General features: G+C 67.6%; 15 protein-coding genes. 10 read left to right on the top strand and 5 right to left on the bottom strand.

What is annotated here, in order from left to right; genetic code table 11:
- The first annotated feature begins 89 nt into the window (after window positions 1–89).
- Window positions 90–1,271: a cystathionine beta-lyase gene (locus ACTJLD_RS02910; protein WP_060357956.1), complete on the top strand. Its 1,182-nt coding sequence runs from the start codon at window positions 90–92 to the stop codon at window positions 1,269–1,271.
- Between the two features lie 87 nt (window positions 1,272–1,358).
- Here ACTJLD_RS02910 and serB read toward each other — a convergent pair whose 3' ends face one another.
- Complete coding sequence (serB, locus tag ACTJLD_RS02905; protein ID WP_027787272.1) at window positions 1,359–2,204, bottom strand: phosphoserine phosphatase SerB; 846 nt, start codon at window positions 2,202–2,204, stop codon at window positions 1,359–1,361.
- A gap of 201 nt (window positions 2,205–2,405) precedes the next feature.
- On the bottom strand, window positions 2,406–3,347 hold the full coding sequence (locus ACTJLD_RS02900; RefSeq protein ID WP_440657932.1) for a LysR substrate-binding domain-containing protein: 942 nt from the start codon (window positions 3,345–3,347) through the stop codon (window positions 2,406–2,408).
- Between the two features lie 121 nt (window positions 3,348–3,468).
- Here ACTJLD_RS02900 and ACTJLD_RS02895 point away from each other — a divergent pair, with 121 nt between their 5' ends.
- The 3 genes from ACTJLD_RS02895 (at window position 3,469) to ACTJLD_RS02885 (ending at window position 5,920) form a co-directional block, all read left to right on the top strand.
- Window positions 3,469–4,485, top strand: coding sequence for a zinc-binding alcohol dehydrogenase family protein (locus tag ACTJLD_RS02895; protein WP_175865137.1), 1,017 nt, complete (start codon window positions 3,469–3,471; stop codon window positions 4,483–4,485).
- Between the two features lie 159 nt (window positions 4,486–4,644).
- The gene (locus ACTJLD_RS02890; protein ID WP_027787275.1) at window positions 4,645–5,196 is read left to right on the top strand and encodes a DUF6013 family protein; all 552 of its coding nucleotides are present in this window, start codon (window positions 4,645–4,647) and stop codon (window positions 5,194–5,196) included.
- Between the two features lie 250 nt (window positions 5,197–5,446).
- Window positions 5,447–5,920 carry a PliI family lysozyme inhibitor of I-type lysozyme gene (locus ACTJLD_RS02885; protein ID WP_124817737.1) on the top strand — a complete coding sequence of 158 codons (474 nt, stop codon included), beginning with the start codon at window positions 5,447–5,449 and terminating at the stop codon, window positions 5,918–5,920.
- Between the two features lie 42 nt (window positions 5,921–5,962).
- Here the strand turns inward: ACTJLD_RS02885 and ACTJLD_RS02880 are convergent, their stop codons facing one another.
- The gene (locus ACTJLD_RS02880) at window positions 5,963–6,766 is read right to left on the bottom strand and encodes an ABC transporter permease (protein ID WP_021159773.1); all 804 of its coding nucleotides are present in this window, start codon (window positions 6,764–6,766) and stop codon (window positions 5,963–5,965) included.
- Complete coding sequence (locus tag ACTJLD_RS02875) at window positions 6,763–7,464, bottom strand: ABC transporter ATP-binding protein (RefSeq protein ID WP_124817735.1); 702 nt, start codon at window positions 7,462–7,464, stop codon at window positions 6,763–6,765. The genes ACTJLD_RS02880 and ACTJLD_RS02875 overlap by 4 nt, the downstream gene beginning before the upstream one ends.
- 152 nt (window positions 7,465–7,616) lie before the next feature.
- Here ACTJLD_RS02875 and ACTJLD_RS02870 point away from each other — a divergent pair, with 152 nt between their 5' ends.
- Window positions 7,617–9,902: an AsmA family protein gene (locus tag ACTJLD_RS02870; RefSeq protein WP_124817733.1), complete on the top strand. Its 2,286-nt coding sequence runs from the start codon at window positions 7,617–7,619 to the stop codon at window positions 9,900–9,902.
- 139 nt (window positions 9,903–10,041) lie between these two features.
- Here the strand turns inward: ACTJLD_RS02870 and ACTJLD_RS02865 are convergent, their stop codons facing one another.
- Window positions 10,042–10,494 (bottom strand): lipocalin-like domain-containing protein, encoded by a 453-nt coding sequence (locus ACTJLD_RS02865; protein ID WP_027787280.1) that lies wholly within the window; start codon window positions 10,492–10,494, stop codon window positions 10,042–10,044.
- 169 nt (window positions 10,495–10,663) lie between these two features.
- Between ACTJLD_RS02865 and ACTJLD_RS02860 the strand changes: the two genes are divergently transcribed.
- From ACTJLD_RS02860 to ACTJLD_RS02840, 5 genes are all read left to right on the top strand, one after another.
- Window positions 10,664–12,256: an ABC-F family ATPase gene (locus ACTJLD_RS02860; RefSeq protein ID WP_027787281.1), complete on the top strand. Its 1,593-nt coding sequence runs from the start codon at window positions 10,664–10,666 to the stop codon at window positions 12,254–12,256.
- A 255-nt stretch (window positions 12,257–12,511) separates the two neighbouring features.
- The gene (locus ACTJLD_RS02855) at window positions 12,512–13,261 is read left to right on the top strand and encodes an FkbM family methyltransferase (RefSeq protein WP_027787282.1); all 750 of its coding nucleotides are present in this window, start codon (window positions 12,512–12,514) and stop codon (window positions 13,259–13,261) included.
- On the top strand, window positions 13,262–14,254 hold the full coding sequence (locus ACTJLD_RS02850; protein WP_440657930.1) for a phosphotransferase enzyme family protein: 993 nt from the start codon (window positions 13,262–13,264) through the stop codon (window positions 14,252–14,254). It abuts the gene before it with no gap.
- Window positions 14,255–14,276: 22 nt separating this feature from the next.
- Entirely contained in the window at window positions 14,277–15,137 is an 861-nt protein-coding gene (locus ACTJLD_RS02845; protein ID WP_261325309.1) for a 4Fe-4S cluster-binding domain-containing protein, read from the top strand.
- Entirely contained in the window at window positions 15,134–16,207 is a 1,074-nt protein-coding gene (locus tag ACTJLD_RS02840; protein WP_371142072.1) for an asparagine synthase-related protein, read from the top strand. The genes ACTJLD_RS02845 and ACTJLD_RS02840 overlap by 4 nt, the downstream gene beginning before the upstream one ends.
- Window position 16,208: the final 1 nt, after the last annotated feature.

The raw sequence follows: 16,208 nt of genomic DNA, 5'->3' as shown, positions 1-16,208 counted from the left end.
GCGCGCATTGTACCGGGCCAATCGTGCCGATTTTGGCTAATCTGGCGACTTATTCCGCAACCGAACGGCCTCGTGCCCGGCTTCCTGTCATGACTGCATCCACTCCCAAGCGCGCGCTGCAAACCCGCATCGTTCAACCCGACGACGTGATCCCGGAAGGTTTCCGTTCGTTCGTGCCGCCGGTCGCGCGCGCGTCGACGGTCGTGTTCCCCGATCTCGCGACGATGCGTGCGCTCGTCTGGCACAACGACAACCAGTGGCGCTACGGGCTGCATTCGACGCCGACGTCGCTCACGCTCGCGCAGCGGCTTGCCGAGATCGAGGGCGGCACGCATGCGCTGCTGCAGCCGTCGGGCCTCGCGGCGATCATGAACGTCTATTTCGGGATCGTGAAAGCCGGCGACGACGTGCTGATTCCGCACAACGTGTACGGGCCGAACGCCGATTTCGGCAACTGGCTCGCGAAGGATTTCGGCATCACCGCGCGCTACTACGATCCGCTCGTCGGTGCCGGCATCGCCGACCTGATCCAGCCGAACACGCGGCTGATCTGGATCGAGGCGCCCGGCTCGGTGACGATGGAAGTGCCCGACGTGCAGGCGATCACGGCAGCCGCGAAGGCGCGCGGCATCGTCACCGCGATCGACAACACCTTTTCGGCCGGGCTCGCGTTCAAGCCGTTCGAGCACGGCGTCGACATCTCGGTGCAGGCGCTGACCAAGTACCAGTCGGGCGGCAGCGACGTGCTGATGGGCGCGACGATCACCGCGAGCGCCGACCTGCAGGCGAAGCTGAAGCTCGCGCGGATGCGCTGCGGGATCGGCGTGTCGGTCGACGATTGCTCGCTCGTGCTGCGCAGCCTGCCGAGCATGCAGGTGCGCTTCGACGCGCACGGCAAGAGCGCGCTCGCGCTGGCGCAATGGCTGAAGGCGCGGCCGGAGATTGCGTCGGTATTGCATCCGCAGATGGCCGATTGCCCGGGGCACGCGTCGTTCATGCGCGATTTCACCGGCGCGGGCGGGTTGTTCTCGGTGGTGTTCGACGAACGCTACAGCGCGGAGCAGGTCGACCGCTTCGTCGAGTCGCTCGAACTGTTCGCGATCGGCTGGAGCTGGGGCGGCGCATGCAGCCTTGCGATGCCTTACGACGTCGCGTCGATGCGTCCGGACTGGCCGCATCGCGGCACGCTGGTGCGTTTTTATGTCGGCCTGGAAGACGAAGCCGACCTGCGCGCGGACATCGAACGCGCGATGCAGGCCGCACTCGGCTGATCGCCGGCCGGTCAGGTTCCCCGGCACGACAAAACGCCGGCGCGATGCAACATCGCGCCGGCGTTTTTCATTTGACGTGCGGCAGGATCAGAACAGCCGCAGCAGCCCGTCGAGGCCGACGTGATCGAACGCGACCGTCGCCGCGTCGCGCACGACGGGTTTCGCGTGGTACGCGACCGACAGCCCGGCTTCGGCCATCATCTTCAGGTCGTTCGACCCGTCGCCCATCGCGATCGCGCGGCTCGGCTCGAGGCCGAGCGACGCGCACGTCTCGCGCAGCAGGCGCGCCTTCACGTCGGCGTTGACGATCTCGCCGAGCACCTTGCCGGTCAGCTTGCCGTCGACGATCTCGAGCGTGTTCGCATGCGCGTAGTCGAGGCCGAGGCGCGCCTTCAGCCGCTCGGTGAAGAACGTGAAGCCGCCCGACACGAGCAGCGTCTTCATGCCGGCGGCCTTCACGCCGGCGAGCATCGTCTCGGCGCCCGGCGTCAATTGCAGCCGTTCCTCGTACACGCGTTCGAGCGCGTGCGCGTCGAGCCCGGCCAGCAGCGCGACGCGGCGCGTGAGGCTTTCGTTGAAGTCGCGGATCTCGCCGCGCATCGACGCTTCGGTGATCTCGGCGACCTGCGTTTTCAACCCGCAGAAATCGGCGATCTCGTCGATGCATTCGATCGTGATCAGCGTCGAATCCATGTCCATCACGGCGAGCCCGAAATCGGCGAGCGTGCGGCCGGCCTCGACGAACGCGAAGTCGAGCGCGTGCGTGCCGCAGTACGCGTCGATGTCGATGCGCTGTGCCGGGCTCGCGTCTTCGATGCGCAGCGCATGATCGTCGGTCTGCACGATGCGGGTGCCGCGCGACAGCGCGAGCAGCGGTTTGTGATGGGCGTCCGACAGCGGCGCAAGGCTCTGGATGACGAGGTTGTGGGTCATGACGGGATGGTTGGGAGACGGATGAAAAGCGTGCGCGGCCAATGGGCGGCCGTCTGCGTGCGCGGCCCCGTTCGACTGCGGGCCATTGCGTCGCGAACGCGCCATTGTAGCCGGTTGGCCGGGCCGGGCGGTCGCGGCAGGGACGAATCCCGAGGCCCGACTCGAACCGGTACGCCCGCGGCGCGAGCCGAATGAAGGCGCCTATCGCCCGTCCGCGCGATCCCAGTACGGTGGATCGCCGAAATGCTCGGCCAGGAACGCGATGAACGCGAGCGTCTTCAGCGGCACGTGTGTGCGGCTCGGGTAGACGGCCCAGATCGCGACGTCGTCGGCGAACGGATAGTCGTCGAGTATCGTGACGAGCGCGCCGCTCGCGAGCAGCGGGCCGACGTCCCAGGTCGACTTGATCGCGATCCCGAAGCCGTCGACGAGCGCTTCGCGGATGGCCTCGCCATTGCTCGCGACGAGCCGGCCGCCGACCCGCACGGTCAGCGGGCCTTGCGGCGTGGCGAACGACCAGTCGCGCTGGTCGCCGAGGATCACGCATTCGTGCTGCGTCAGGTCGGCCGGATGGCGCGGCGTGCCGTGCCCGGCGAGATACGCGGGCGAGCAGCACAGCACGCGGCGGTTGGCGGCAAGCTTGCGCGCGACGAGCGTCGAATCCTTCAGCGCGCCGAGGCGGATCGCGACGTCGTAGCCGTCGTCGACCAGATCGACGATCTCGTCCGACAGCCGCAGGTCGAGCGACACGGACGGATAGCGGCGCAGGAATGCGGGAATCACCGGCGCGACATGCTGCCGGCCGAACGACGACGACATCGACACCTTCAGCCGCCCGTACGGCTCGGTGCGGCCGTGGCCGACCGATGCGCGCGCGGCGTCGGCGGCCGACAGCAGCGTGTCGGCGTGCGCCATGAATACCTCGCCGTCCTGCGTGAGGCTGATGCGGCGCGTGGTGCGGTGCAGCAGCCGTGCGCCGAGCTGACGCTCGAGTTGCGCGATGCGCGCGCTCGCGACCGCGGCCGACACGCCGAATTCGCGCCCGGCCGCGGTGACGTTCGCGAGCAGGGCCGCGCGAACGAACAGCGCGACGTCGAGCAGGTCGAGCGGCTTGTCGGGGGCCGGAATCGGATCGGAGGCCATTATTCTGAATTTCCTGAAAATGTTTCAGGAAATATAGCGGTTTTCTCGAATGATCGGGTTGCCTACGATGACGTCCATGGGGCTGCGCCGCGGCCCCCAGGTTTCCAGAAGGAGTTTCGTGATGAAGGCCGTTGGACTGACCCGTTATCTGCCGATCGACGATCCGCAAGCCTTGCTCGACGTGGAGCTGCCGCAGCCCGTGCCGGGCCCGCGCGACCTGCTCGTGAAGGTCGAGGCGATTTCCGTGAACCCGGTGGACACCAAGGTGCGCGCGCCGAAGCCGCAGGTCGAGGACACGCCGCGCGTGCTCGGCTGGGATGCGGCCGGCACGGTGGTCGCGGTCGGTGCCGACGTCACGTTGTTCCGGCCCGGCGACGCAGTGTTCTATGCGGGCAGCATCACGCGGCCCGGCGCGAACAGCGAATTCCATACGGTCGACGAGCGGATCGCCGCGCTGAAGCCGCGTACGCTCGATTTCGCCGCGGCGGCCGCGCTGCCGCTCACCGCACTGACCGCGTGGGAGGCGCTGTTCGACCGGCTGCGCGTGTCGCCGCAGGGGGCGGACGCCGGCAAATCGGTGCTGATCATCGGCGGCGCGGGTGGCGTGGGCTCGATCGCGATCCAGCTCGCGAAGGCGCTCGGCAAGCTGCACGTGATCGCGACCGCGTCGCGGCCGGCGTCGGCCGAATGGGTGCGTGCGCTGGGTGCGGATGCGGTGGTCGACCATTTCGGCGACTTGCCTGCGCAGTTGCGCGAGGCCGGGCATCCGAGCGTCGACTACGTGCTGATTTTCAACGATACGGATCGTCATTTCCCCGCCGCTGCGGAGGTAATCCGGCCGCAGGGCGGCATTTGCACGATCGTCGAGAACGACAAGCCGGTGCCGGTCGAACTGCTGAAGGCGAAAAGTGCGGCGTTTCACTGGGAGTTCATGTTCACGCGTGCGATGTTCGAGACGCCGGACATGATCGAGCAGCACCGGATCCTCGGCGAAGTCGCGCGGCTCGTCGACGGCGGCACGCTGCGCACCACGCTCGGCGAACAGCTCGGCACGATCAATGCCGCGAACGTGCGGCGCGCGCACCAGCTGCTCGAGGCCGGGCGCGCGATCGGCAAGCTCGTGCTGAGCGGCTTCTGAGCCGGCATCGCGCGTAAGGTTGCGGCGCCGCGAACGCAAGCGGGGTAACACCCGATGCGTTTGCGGCGCACGGCATGCCGCTTGGCGGTAGACTGGCAGCGCATCATGCATCGAAAACCGCGCGGCACGCGCGTGCCGCCGCATACCAAGGAGGTCAGCATGAGCCAACGCAGCTTGTCAGTCGCCGCATCGTGGTCGGTCGTGTTCGCGGCGGCGTGCGTCAGCGCGAGCGTATTCGCGGCGCCGCCGGTCAAGGGCAGCCTGAAGGGCGGCGGCACCGGACAGCTCGAATACACCGTCAAGGTCGATTCGAAGACCTTCGGCAACACGCAGGAGACCCGCAAGATCCGCTCGGGCGAGACGGACGACTTCAACTGGAAGTCGGTGCCGCCGAGCGGTGCGGTCGCGATGCCGGACGGTTGCCCGAACGCCGACAGCCTGCCGCGCGACGCGAACGGCGCGATGGTCCGCCAGACCCAGGTGCGGCTCGCGCCGTCGATCGACGCGAAGGGCGTCGCCAACGTGCAGATGAGCTTCCAGGCGGCCGCGCCGAAGGGCACGCGCAATGTGACGGTCGGCGGCAAGTCGCTGCAATGCCCGGACGTCGCGTCGGTGAGCCAGGTGAAGTGGGTGTCGATCCCGACCAACGGCGGTTCGAAGTCCGTCACGATGAGCGACGGCACGAAGGTGACGGTGTCGATCAAGCGCTGAACGGCGCGCGCGGGCCGCTGCCGGAACCGGTGCGCGCGCAACGGATTCGGCGCGCGGGCCGGCCCGGCGGCGCGTGAGCGTTTCGTGTCGCCGTCACGGTGCTTTCCCGCGACCTGCTCGCGGTACCGTGCTGCTGCAACGGTATGGCAGCAGCACGGCGTGCGGCGGCGTCGCGCGTCGACCAGCGTGACGTCATGCGAATGTCACGCTATGCTCGCCCGCATCATCCACTTCCCGTAACGACATCCCGATGAAATGCCGAATCCGCGCATTGCTGTGCGCCATTGCGTTCGCCGCCATGCACGCGCACGCGGCCGACGATTGCGGTTTCGTGAAAAAGGTCGGGCTGCCGTCCCGGCAGCAGGTGGCCGTCGTGTCGAGCGGCGCGCTCGAGCCGTGCTCGACCGGCAGCTACGCGGTGCGGGTGTATTCGACCGCGCATGCCGCCGCCGGCTTCGATACCGACGACTACGTGACGGGCGCGCTGCACGCGCGTGACGGTACGATCACCGATGCGTTCACGGCCGACCTCGGCACGCGGGCGCCGCAGGCGCTCGTCGTGACGACACGCTCGGCCGGCAGCGGCGGCTATGTCGGCGCGCAAGCCTATGTGACGACGTCGCGCACGGTGCGGCTCGTTGCGTCGGTCGACGGGCTCGCAGCGGACGCGGATATCGTGGCCGCATTGCGGCAGGCGATCGGCAAGCGTCGCGGCGCGCGCTGACCGGCGAACCGCGCGAACGCATCGCGCGGCGACTTCCGCGTGTCAGTGCGCGCGTTCCTCGAGCCGCGATGCGAGAAAGCGGTGATCGGCCGAGAACAGCCGGCGATAGGTCATCAGCACCGCGCCGACGGTGCCGAGCGCGGAAGCCGCGGCGATCAGGAACATGATCACGATCTGGTAGCGCACGGCCTGCAGCGGCGACTGGCCGGCCAGCACCTGGCCCGTCATCATTCCCGGCAGGCTCACGACGCCGACGACGGCCATCTGGTTCAGCGTCGGCAGCATGCCTGCGCGCACGGCCTGGCGCGCGGCGTCCTGAGCGGCTTCCCAGCGCGTCGCGCCGAGCGCGAGTGCGGTTTCGACGCGGTCGCGGCGCGCCGTGAGCTCCTCCATCATCCGCTCGACGCCGAGCGACACGCCCGTGAGCGTATTGCCGAGAATCATCCCGAGGATCGGAATCGCGTATTGCGGTGCGTACCACGGATGGATGCGGATCACGACGAACAGGCCGACCGCCGCGACGAACCAGCTGCTGAACCAGATCGACGCGATGCTGTCGATGCGCTGGCCGCGGTAGGTGCGCTTGCCGCGCCCCGCGCCGGCGAACCCGGCGATCAAGGTCATCAGCGCGGTGAGCGGCAGCACGATGTACCAGTGAGGATGACCGAATACCCAGCCGAGCACGTAGCCGATCGCGAGCAATTGCACGACGGTGCGCACGGCCGCGAGCGCGAGCTTGCGGCCGAGGCCGAGCGACAGTGCCATCGAGATCGCGCCGTTGACCGCGACGAGCGCGGCGGCGATGCCGACGTCGACGAGGCTCAGGTCCTGCAATGCGGGGCTCATCGTGTTGCCTCCGTCGGGTTGGCAACGTGTATCACGCCGGCCTGCATCACGAGCCGCATCGTGCCGATCCGTGCGGCCTGGGCCGGATCGTGCGAAATCCACATGTACGCGCGGGCGTCGGGCGCCGCGTCGAACCATGCGCCGACGAGCGACTCGATCGCGCGCGCCGATTCGGGGTCGAGCGCGGAGGTCGGCTCGTCGAGCAGCAGCACGTCGGGATCGAGCTGCAGCACGCGCAGCAGCGCGGCGATCTGCGCTTCCCCGCCCGACAGGTCGCTCGAGCGCTTGTCGAGAAAGTCGGGGCCGCGGCCGGCCTGCGCGGCGAGCGCTTCGGCGCGCGCGCGATCGAACGCGACGTCGCGATAGATCGCGAGCGAATACGGATAGCGCAACTGCGATTCGACGGTGCCGTCCATTTGCGCGGGGCGCTGGCGTACATAGGCGACGCTGCGCCGGTAACGCGGGATCGCGCTGCGCCGGATCCGTTTGCCGCGCCACAGGATGTGGCCGCCGTCGAGCGGATCGAGTAGCGCGAGCGCGCGCAGCAGCACGCTCTTGCCCGACCCGGACGGTCCCGTGACAGCAATTCGCGATCCCGCTGCGAGGCTTAAATCGGTCGGGGCGAGCAGGGTCTTGCCGCTGCTGGCGTCGCGCCGCGTGATGTGCTGCGCATCGATGAGGCCGTTGGGGGCTGTCATGTCACAAATGAAAAAAAGCGTTAATGGCGCCGAAACGTCACCATGGCGTGCGTCATAATACCGACTGAAAAGCCGCGGGTGTCGCGCGCCGTTCGTCCACGCAAGCGGCCCGGCAAGGTGCGGCGACATTTCAGAACAACAACGGAACCGCCATGACGCTTACCCGAGCCATCGGCAAATCGGCTGCATGGATCGTCGGTATCGTCGCGGTGCTCATCGCGGCGGCCGGCGTCTTTCTCTTTACATTCGACTGGAACCGCGCGAAGCCGTGGGTCAATGAACAGGTGAGTGCCGCACTCGGCCGCCCGTTCGCGATCAACGGCGATCTCAAGGTCGGCTGGCGCCGCCCCGACGGCGAAACCGGCTGGCGTGCCTGGGTGCCCTGGCCGAGCTTTTCGGCCACGCAACTCGAGATCGGCAACCCCGACTGGGCGAAGACGCCCAAGTTCGTCACGCTCGATGCCGCGCATTTCGACCTCGCGATCCTGCCGCTGCTCGCGCATGAAATCGTCATCCCGTCGATCGACGTCGTGAATCCGGCCGTCGACCTCGAGCGCCTCGCCGACGGCCGCAACACGTGGACCTTCCAGTTCAAGCAATCGTCGCAGCCGTCGCCGTGGAAAGTGCGGCTCGACAGCTTCGGCTTCGCGAAGGGCACCGTCACGTATCGCGACGCGATCACGAAGGCCGACCTGACCGTCGCGATCGATACGCTCGGGCAGCCGATTCCGCTCGGCGATGTGCTGAAGGAGCAGGAGCAGACGTCGCGCGCGGCATCCGCGCAGCGTGTCGGCAAGCGCGGCGCCGCGCAACTGAGCGCGAAGGCCAACGCGGAAGCCGCATCGGGCGCGTCCGCCGCGCAGGCCGCGAGTGCGGCGTCGGGGGTGGGGGCTTCGGCTGCATCTGCGGCGGTATCGGCTTCGTCGTCGTCCGCTTCTGCGGCTCCGGTCGCCGCTTCCGCTTCTCCTGCAAGCGGCGTCGCGGCGCTCGCGAAGCCGTCCGGCCCGACCTATGCGTTCGGGCTGAAGGTCGACGGCCGCTACAAGAACGTGCCGATCAGCGGTACCGGCAAGCTCGGCGGCGTGCTGGCGATCCAGGATGCGTCGCGGCCGTTCCCGCTGCAGGCCGACGTGAAGGCCGGCGACACGCGGCTCGCGATCGTCGGCACGCTGACCGATCCGATGCATCTCGCGGCGATCGACCTGCGGCTGTGGCTGCAGGGCACATCGATGTCGCACCTTTACCAGCTCACCGGCATCACGCTGCCCGACACGCCGCCTTACGCGACGGAAGGGCGGCTGATCGGCAACTTCAAGCGGCGCGCGAGCACGTTCCGCTACGAGAACTTCAACGGCCGCGTCGGCGGCAGCGATCTCGGCGGCACGCTGGTGTACGAGCAGCGCGAGCCGCGGCCGAAGCTGTCGGGCGAGCTCGTGTCGAACCTGCTGCAGTTCTCGGACCTCGCGCCGGTGATCGGCGCGGATACGGCCGCAAGCAAGGCCCGGCGCGGCGACACGACACGCCAGCCGCCGGGCCGCGTGCTGCCGGTCGAGACGTTCCGTACCGATCGTTGGCGCGAGATCGACGCGGACGTCAAGTTCACAGGCCGCAAGCTGATCAAGAGTTCGAACCTGCCGATCACGAACCTGTACACGCACATCGTGATGCAGGACGGCGTGCTGTCGCTCGAACCGCTGCAGTTCGGCGTCGCGGGCGGCACGCTCGCGACGACCGCGCACCTCGACGGCAGCGGCGCGCCGTTGAAGGGCCGCTTCACGGTGGCCGCGCGGCACCTGAAGCTCAAGCAGCTGTTCCCCACGCAGAAGGTGATGCAGTCGGCGCTCGGCGAGATCAACGGCGACGCGTCGCTGTCGGCGACCGGCAACTCGCCGGCCGCGCTGGCCGCGACGTCGACCGGCGAAGTGAAGGCGCTCGTCACGGACGGCCGCATCAGCCGCCTGCTGATGGAGGCGGCGGGGCTGAACGTCGCGAACGTCGTGTACGAGAAGCTGTTCGGCAACAATGACGTGAAGATCAACTGCGCGGCAGTCGACTTCGTCGCGACCAACGGGATGCTCGACCCGAAGGTATTCGCGCTCGACACCGACGACGCGCTGATCAACGTCGACGGCCCGATCAGCCTGCGCGACGAAACGCTCGACCTGAAGATCCATCCGCATACGAAGGGTTTCCGGATCTTCTCGCTGCGCTCGCCGCTGTATGCGAAGGGCACGTTCAAGGATCCGAAGGTCGGCGTCGATGCGGGCGCGCTCGCGCTGCGCGCCGGCGCGATGGTCGGCCTCGGCCTGATCAACCCGTTCGCGGCCTTGATCCCGCTGATCGCGCCGAGCAACAACAAGGACGTGCCGTGCTCGGAGCTGTTCGGGCAGGTGAAGGCGACGGCGGCCCAGAAGGCCGCCGCGAAAGCCGGCAAGTGACGGACGTGCGTCGCGCGGTGAGCGCGACGCGCGTGCGGCCGATGCAACCGCCCCGTGCGCGGAGCAGGCTTGCAACGACCTGCCGCCTGGCCGTATCGATGTATCGCCCCGGCGAACCGTGTCGACCGTTCGTGGCGCGTCAGCTACCCGCGCGCGCCCACAGCAGCACGGCGTCGACTTCCCGGCCGTCGATTCGCACGGGGCCGACGGTGCCGAGCTGCAGGCGATCGCCGTCGAGCCTGAAGACCCGCTGCTGCACGTTGCCGATCCAGTTGGGGAACAGGCTGACGTCCATTTCGTGGGTCAGCGTGCCGTCGTCGTCGAGATGAAAGGGGCCTGAATAGGCAATGTAGCCGCGTGCGGCGGCCGTGCACTCGCTCTCGGTGCCGCGGTGCAGATCGCCGCTCGCGTACGGCGGGCGGCCGGCAGCCATCAGCTGGGCCGACATGTAACCGTCCCGCGTATAGAGAATCCAGCCGCGCGCGTCGCGGCCGAGCGGATAGGTGACGGCGCTGCCGTCGCGCGGGCGGATTTCGTAGGACACGAGGCGCCACGCGCCGACGAGTTGTTCGCGAAGCTGGCTGGCAAGCATGCGGGATTCCTGTCAGGCGGCGGCGGGGCGCGGGCCGTCGCGTTGGCGGGCCGCCGGGCGGCTGTCCAGGGGGCTGGAATGCGCTGCCGGAACGGTGTGGTCGGCAGTTTCTCCGACACCTGCTAAAATACACGGTTTTCCGTCGATTTATCCTTTAACGGGACCTGCCGTGCTTTCTACTGCCAACATCACGATGCAATTCGGGCCAAAGCCCCTGTTCGAGAACATCTCGGTCAAATTCGGCGAGGGCAACCGCTATGGTCTGATCGGCGCGAACGGCTGCGGCAAGTCGACGTTCATGAAGATCCTGGGCGGCGACCTCGAGCCGAGCGCCGGCAACGTCGCGCTGGAGCCGAACGTGCGCCTGGGCAAGTTGCGCCAGGACCAGTTCGCGTACGAAGACGTGCGCGTGCTCGACGTCGTGATGATGGGCCACACCGAGATGTGGGCCGCGATGACCGAGCGCGACGCGATCTACGCGAACCCGGAAGCCACCGACGACGACTACATGCACGCCGCCGAGCTCGAAGGCAAGTTCGCCGAATACGGCGGCTACGATGCCGAGGCGCGCGCGGGCGCGCTGCTGCTCGGCATCGGCATCGAGGAGAAGTTCCACAACGGCACGATGAGCGACGTCGCACCGGGCTGGAAGCTGCGCGTGCTGCTCGCGCAGGCGCTGTTCTCGAAGCCGGACGTGCTGCTGCTCGACGAACCGACCAACAACCTCGACATCAACTCGATCCGTTGGCTCGAGCACACGCTCAACGAGTACAACTCGACGATGATCATCATCTCGCACGATCGTCACTTCCTGAACTCGGTGTGCACGCACATGGCCGACATGGACTACGGCACGCTGAAGGTCTGGCCGGGCAACTACGACGACTACATGCTCGCATCGGCACAGGCGCGCGAGCGCCAGGCCGCGGCGAACGCGCGCGCGAAGGAGCGCGTGGCCGAGCTGCAGGACTTCGTGCGCCGCTTCTCGGCGAACAAGTCGAAGGCCCGTCAGGCAACGAGCCGCGCGAAGCAGATCGACAAGATCAAGATCGAGGAATTCAAGCCGTCGTCGCGCCAGAACCCGTTCATCCGCTTCGAGTTCGAGAAGAAGCTGCACAACGTCGCGGTGGTCGCGGAAGACATCACGAAGAAGTACGAGCGCACGATCTTCCAGAACTTCAACCTGTCGGTGCAGCCGGGCGAGCGGATCGCGATCATCGGCGAGAACGGCGCGGGCAAGACGACGCTGCTGCGTTCGCTGCTCGGCGCGCTCCCGCTCGAGCACGGCACGGTGAAGTGGTCCGAGAACGCGAATGTCGGCTACATGCCGCAGGACACGTACGAGGAGTTCCCGAACGACATCACGCTGATGGACTGGATCGACCAGTACCGCAAGGACGGCGACGACGAAACGATGGTGCGCGGCACGCTGGGCCGCCTGCTGTTCTCGTCGGACGACATCAAGAAGTCGGTGAAGGTGCTGTCGGGCGGTGAGAAGGGCCGCATGATCTGGGGCAAGCTGATGCTCGGCCGCCACAACGTGCTGCTGATGGACGAGCCGACCAACCACATGGACATGGAATCGATCGAGTCGCTGCAGATCGCGCTCGAGCAGTTCGAAGGCACGCTGATCTTCGTGTCGCACGACCGCGAATTCGTGAGCGGGCTGGCGAACCGGATCATCGAAGTGCGCACGGACGGCACGCTGTTCGACTTCGGCGGGAATTACGAGGAGTTCCTGACGAGCCAGGGGCAGGAATAAGTGTCCTGAGGCTTCCTCCGGCCAAGTGCCGCGGCTGGACAGGCAAGCAGTGCCTCCAGCCGTCCCCACGGAGCGAACCGCCGGAAGTAAATCGGGCCCGCATCGACAGCGTTGTCGATGCGGGCTTTTTCATTTCCGCTTGCCGCGCGGCCCGGCAGCGTTTCTCATTCCGGTTTCCTCCCGCGAATCGACTTCGGGTAAATTACCCACCGAACGCCAATCATCACTCCCCATTTCGACCCGGAGCCGCCCCCGATGCCGGACCATCCTCTCCCGCTCGACCTGTCCGGCCTTGCGCAAAGCCTGTACGCGCAGGGCACCGAGGAAGGCATCCTGTCGCGCCTGATGGAGCGGATCGCGCCGGTCAACCGGTTCTGCGTCGATATCGGCGCCAGCGACGGCCTGCGCAACAGCAACACCGCCCGGTTGCTGCGCGAACAGGACTGGGCCGGCGTGCTGGTGGAGGGCAGCGCGTACCGGTTCGGCAAGCTGGCCGCGCACTACGCGGGTGCAGAGCGCATCCGCCTGCATCATGACCGCGTCCAGCCCGACACGGTCGATCATCTGCTCGCCGACGCGAACACGCCGACCGACTTCGACCTGCTGTCGATCGATATCGACGGCAACGACTACTGGGTCTGGCGCGGCCTGCGGGCGTTCAAGCCGCGCATCGTCGTGATCGAATACAACCCGTACTACACGCCGCCCGAGCGTTGGGTCATGTGCTTCAACCCGGATCACGAATGGGACGGCTCGACCTATTACGGCGCGAGCCTCGAATCGCTCGTGCACCTCGGCAGGCAGAAGGGTTATGAACTCGTCTGCTGCGACGACATGGGCAACAACGCATTCTTCGTGCGGCAGGACCTGTATCCGCTGCTCGGCATCGCGAACAACGATCCTTCGGTGCTGTTCCGGCCCGCGATGTACAAGCTGCGCTATGTCGGACACAACACGTTCCTGACCGGTCATCCGTATCGGCACGGGCCGGCCGAGCACATCTGAATGGGCCCGCTCGCCGCGACCTTCGACGAGATCCTGGAAGCCTGCGCGCTCGGCCGTAGCGGGCCGCCGCGCCAGGTCAGCGAACGCGTGTGGCACCTGCCGACGAATGACGGCGGCGTAGCGGTCAAGCTCTACGCGGCCGGGCATCAGGCGCGTGCGGCCAGGGAAGCGGCGGTGCTCGCGCACTTCGAGACGCACGGCGATACACGTTTCCATGTGCAGGCGCTGAAACGCACGGCAGCCGGCGCACCGCTTTGGACGGGGGCGAACGCCCACGCGATGCTCACGCGCTGGGAAACCGGGCAGTTCAGAACCTACGACACGTTTTCGCCGGCCGAATGGGAGGCGCTGGGCGCGAGCCTGGCCGCGTTGCATCTGAGTCTCGAACGGCTTCAGCTGCCATCGCTCGACACGATCCGTGCGCGGTTGATCGCGATCGACGCGGATGCGGTGCGCCGCAGTTTGCTCGATGCGCTGAATCACGCACGCTCGAACGAGAACGCCGCGAACTTGCGCCGCTACGTCGATCTCGCGCTGCGCATGCTCGACCGCTACTATCCGGGCAGCATCGACGCGTTTCCCGCCGACGATCCGCAGCACCCGATCCACAACGACTACAACCAGTTCAACTATCTGTTCCCGGGCACGCTGCCGCCGCTGATCCTCGACTGGGAAGCGACGATCGGCGCGCCGCGCGAATACGAACTGGTGCGTTGCCTGAATCATTTGCCGCTGGAAGCGCCGCAGCTGGCGGAAGCGTTCGTGTGCGCATACCTGCGGGTGCGGCCGGTGGATCCGGCACGCATTGCCTGGGCGGTCGATGCCGCATGCCTGCAGCACGCGCTGAAGCTCTGGATCGTGCAAGGCTGGCTCGACGAGCCGTCGCGTTTCGCGTCGCATCTGAGCGGCGCGGTGACGATGGCATCCGCGATGGTGGATGCCCGCGACCGCCTGGTCGATTTCTTTTCCCGTTGCATCGAAGCAGGACGCTGAAGTGAATTCGAACCTGAACCGGATGCCGCATCCGACGTCGCCGCCGGGCGAGCGGCAGCACGTATTTCCGCCGCCGCTGGATCGCGACTACCGTGTCGAAGACGGGCGCGTCCTGACGCGCTCGCTGGAAGCGCATGTCGTCGACCACTGCAACCTGACGTGCGCGGAATGCTGTTCGCTGTCGCCGCTTCTGCCAGAGTGGTATGCGAGCCCGGCATCGCTCGAGGCCGATCTGCGCCGTGCGGCGAAGGTGCTGCGCCCGCGCATGTTCAAGCTGGTCGGCGGCGAACCGCTGCTGCATCCGGCGCTCGTCGAGCTCGTCGGGCGCGTGCGCGCCACGGGTATCGCGCCCGTGATCTCCGTCACGACGAATGGCCTGAAGCTCGGCGAGATGACGGACGCGTTCTGGCAGGCGGTGGACGCGCTGACGATCTCGCGCTATCCGAAGCCGTCACTTTCGGCCGACCTGGTCGCGCACATCGAGCACCAGGCCGCGCGCTTCGACGTGCGCCTGAACTGGAAGGTGCAGGACGTGTTCACGACGATGAACCGTGCACAGCCCGGCACCGACCGGGACGCCGCGCAGCGCCTCTATCACGATTGCTGGATTCGCGAGCGCTGCCATATGATTCGCGACGGCATGTTCTATACGTGCACGCGCCCGGCGCATTTCCACACGCTCTACAAGGGCGAGAAGGATTTTCGATCCGACGGCCTGCCGCTGCGCGACGACGCGGGCATGCTCGACGCGATGCTCGCCTATCTGCAACGCGAGGCGCCGCTCGAAGCGTGCCTGCATTGCCAGGGCGGCAGCGCGCCGGTGGCGCCGCACCGCATCCTCAAACGCATTGAAGTGGACTCCTTGAAGGCTCGTTATCCATGATCGTCGGCACGCGCGACCTGTTCGGCTTCGACCGGCTTCACTACCATCCGCGCAGCGGCACGGCGGCGTCCGGCATCCGGGCCGTCCTGCGCGCGTCGGCGCAACCGGCCGGCGAGCCGGACGCGGCGGCCATCGCGGGCTACCTGAGCGGCGAGCGCCTGGTCGGCCGCACCGTGCTGCGCGACGTGCGCGCGGTGCCGCCCGGCCATGCGCTGATCCGTTCGCCGCAAGGGCTGGCCGTTCAGCCGGCACCCGGGCGGCCGCAGCACGCGGATCTGGAAACCGTGCTGCGCGCGTCGCTGCAACGTGCGCTCGACAGCGGCAAGCGCGTTGCGCTGGCGTTGAGCGGCGGGCTCGATTCGGCGCTGCTGCTTGCGCTGCTGCGCGAACTCGGCGCGCAGCGGCACGTGACGTCCTACATCCTCGTGACCGACATGCCGGACTATTGCGAACGCGATGCGGCACTCGAACTGGCCGGGCAGATGCAGGCGAACGTGAAGCTCGTGCGCGTGAACGAGGCGGATTTCGTCGCGGCGCTGCCGAGAACGACCCATGCGGTCGAGGAGCCGATGTTCAACCTGCATCCGGTCGCGAAGCTGCTGCTGGCCGAGGCGATGGCCGCGGACGGCGTCGAGGTGGCCATCACCGGCGACGGCGCGGACCAGGTGTTGCGCCGCGACCAGTCGGCCAACTATCTGCCGCTGTGCCATGCGTTGTTCGATGCGGCGTCGGTCGACCTGCATCCGCCGTTCGTCGACGATGCCGTCGTCGCGCATCTGACCAGCATCGCCCCCGATCCGGACAAGCAATGCCTGCGCGATCTCGGTGCGCGCCTGAACCTGCCGGACCGGCTCGTGCATGGCCCCAAGCGCGGGCGGCTCGCCCCGGCGATGGATCTCGCGACGCTGCTCGATCGCGACCGCACGCACGCGCTGGCCGACACGCTCGGTCTGGACGCGCCCACGCTGCAAACGGACAACGAACGCATGCTGTGGACGACGCTGTCGCTGATCCTCGATCATTTCAACCGCCTCGGCACTCCCCTCGATGCCGCGCATCGCCCAACCTGAG

The organism is Burkholderia sp. 22088, assembly GCF_052045915.1.
GTDB lineage: Bacteria > Pseudomonadota > Gammaproteobacteria > Burkholderiales > Burkholderiaceae > Burkholderia > Burkholderia cepacia.
This window is presented reverse-complemented; position numbering and strand designations above follow the sequence as displayed.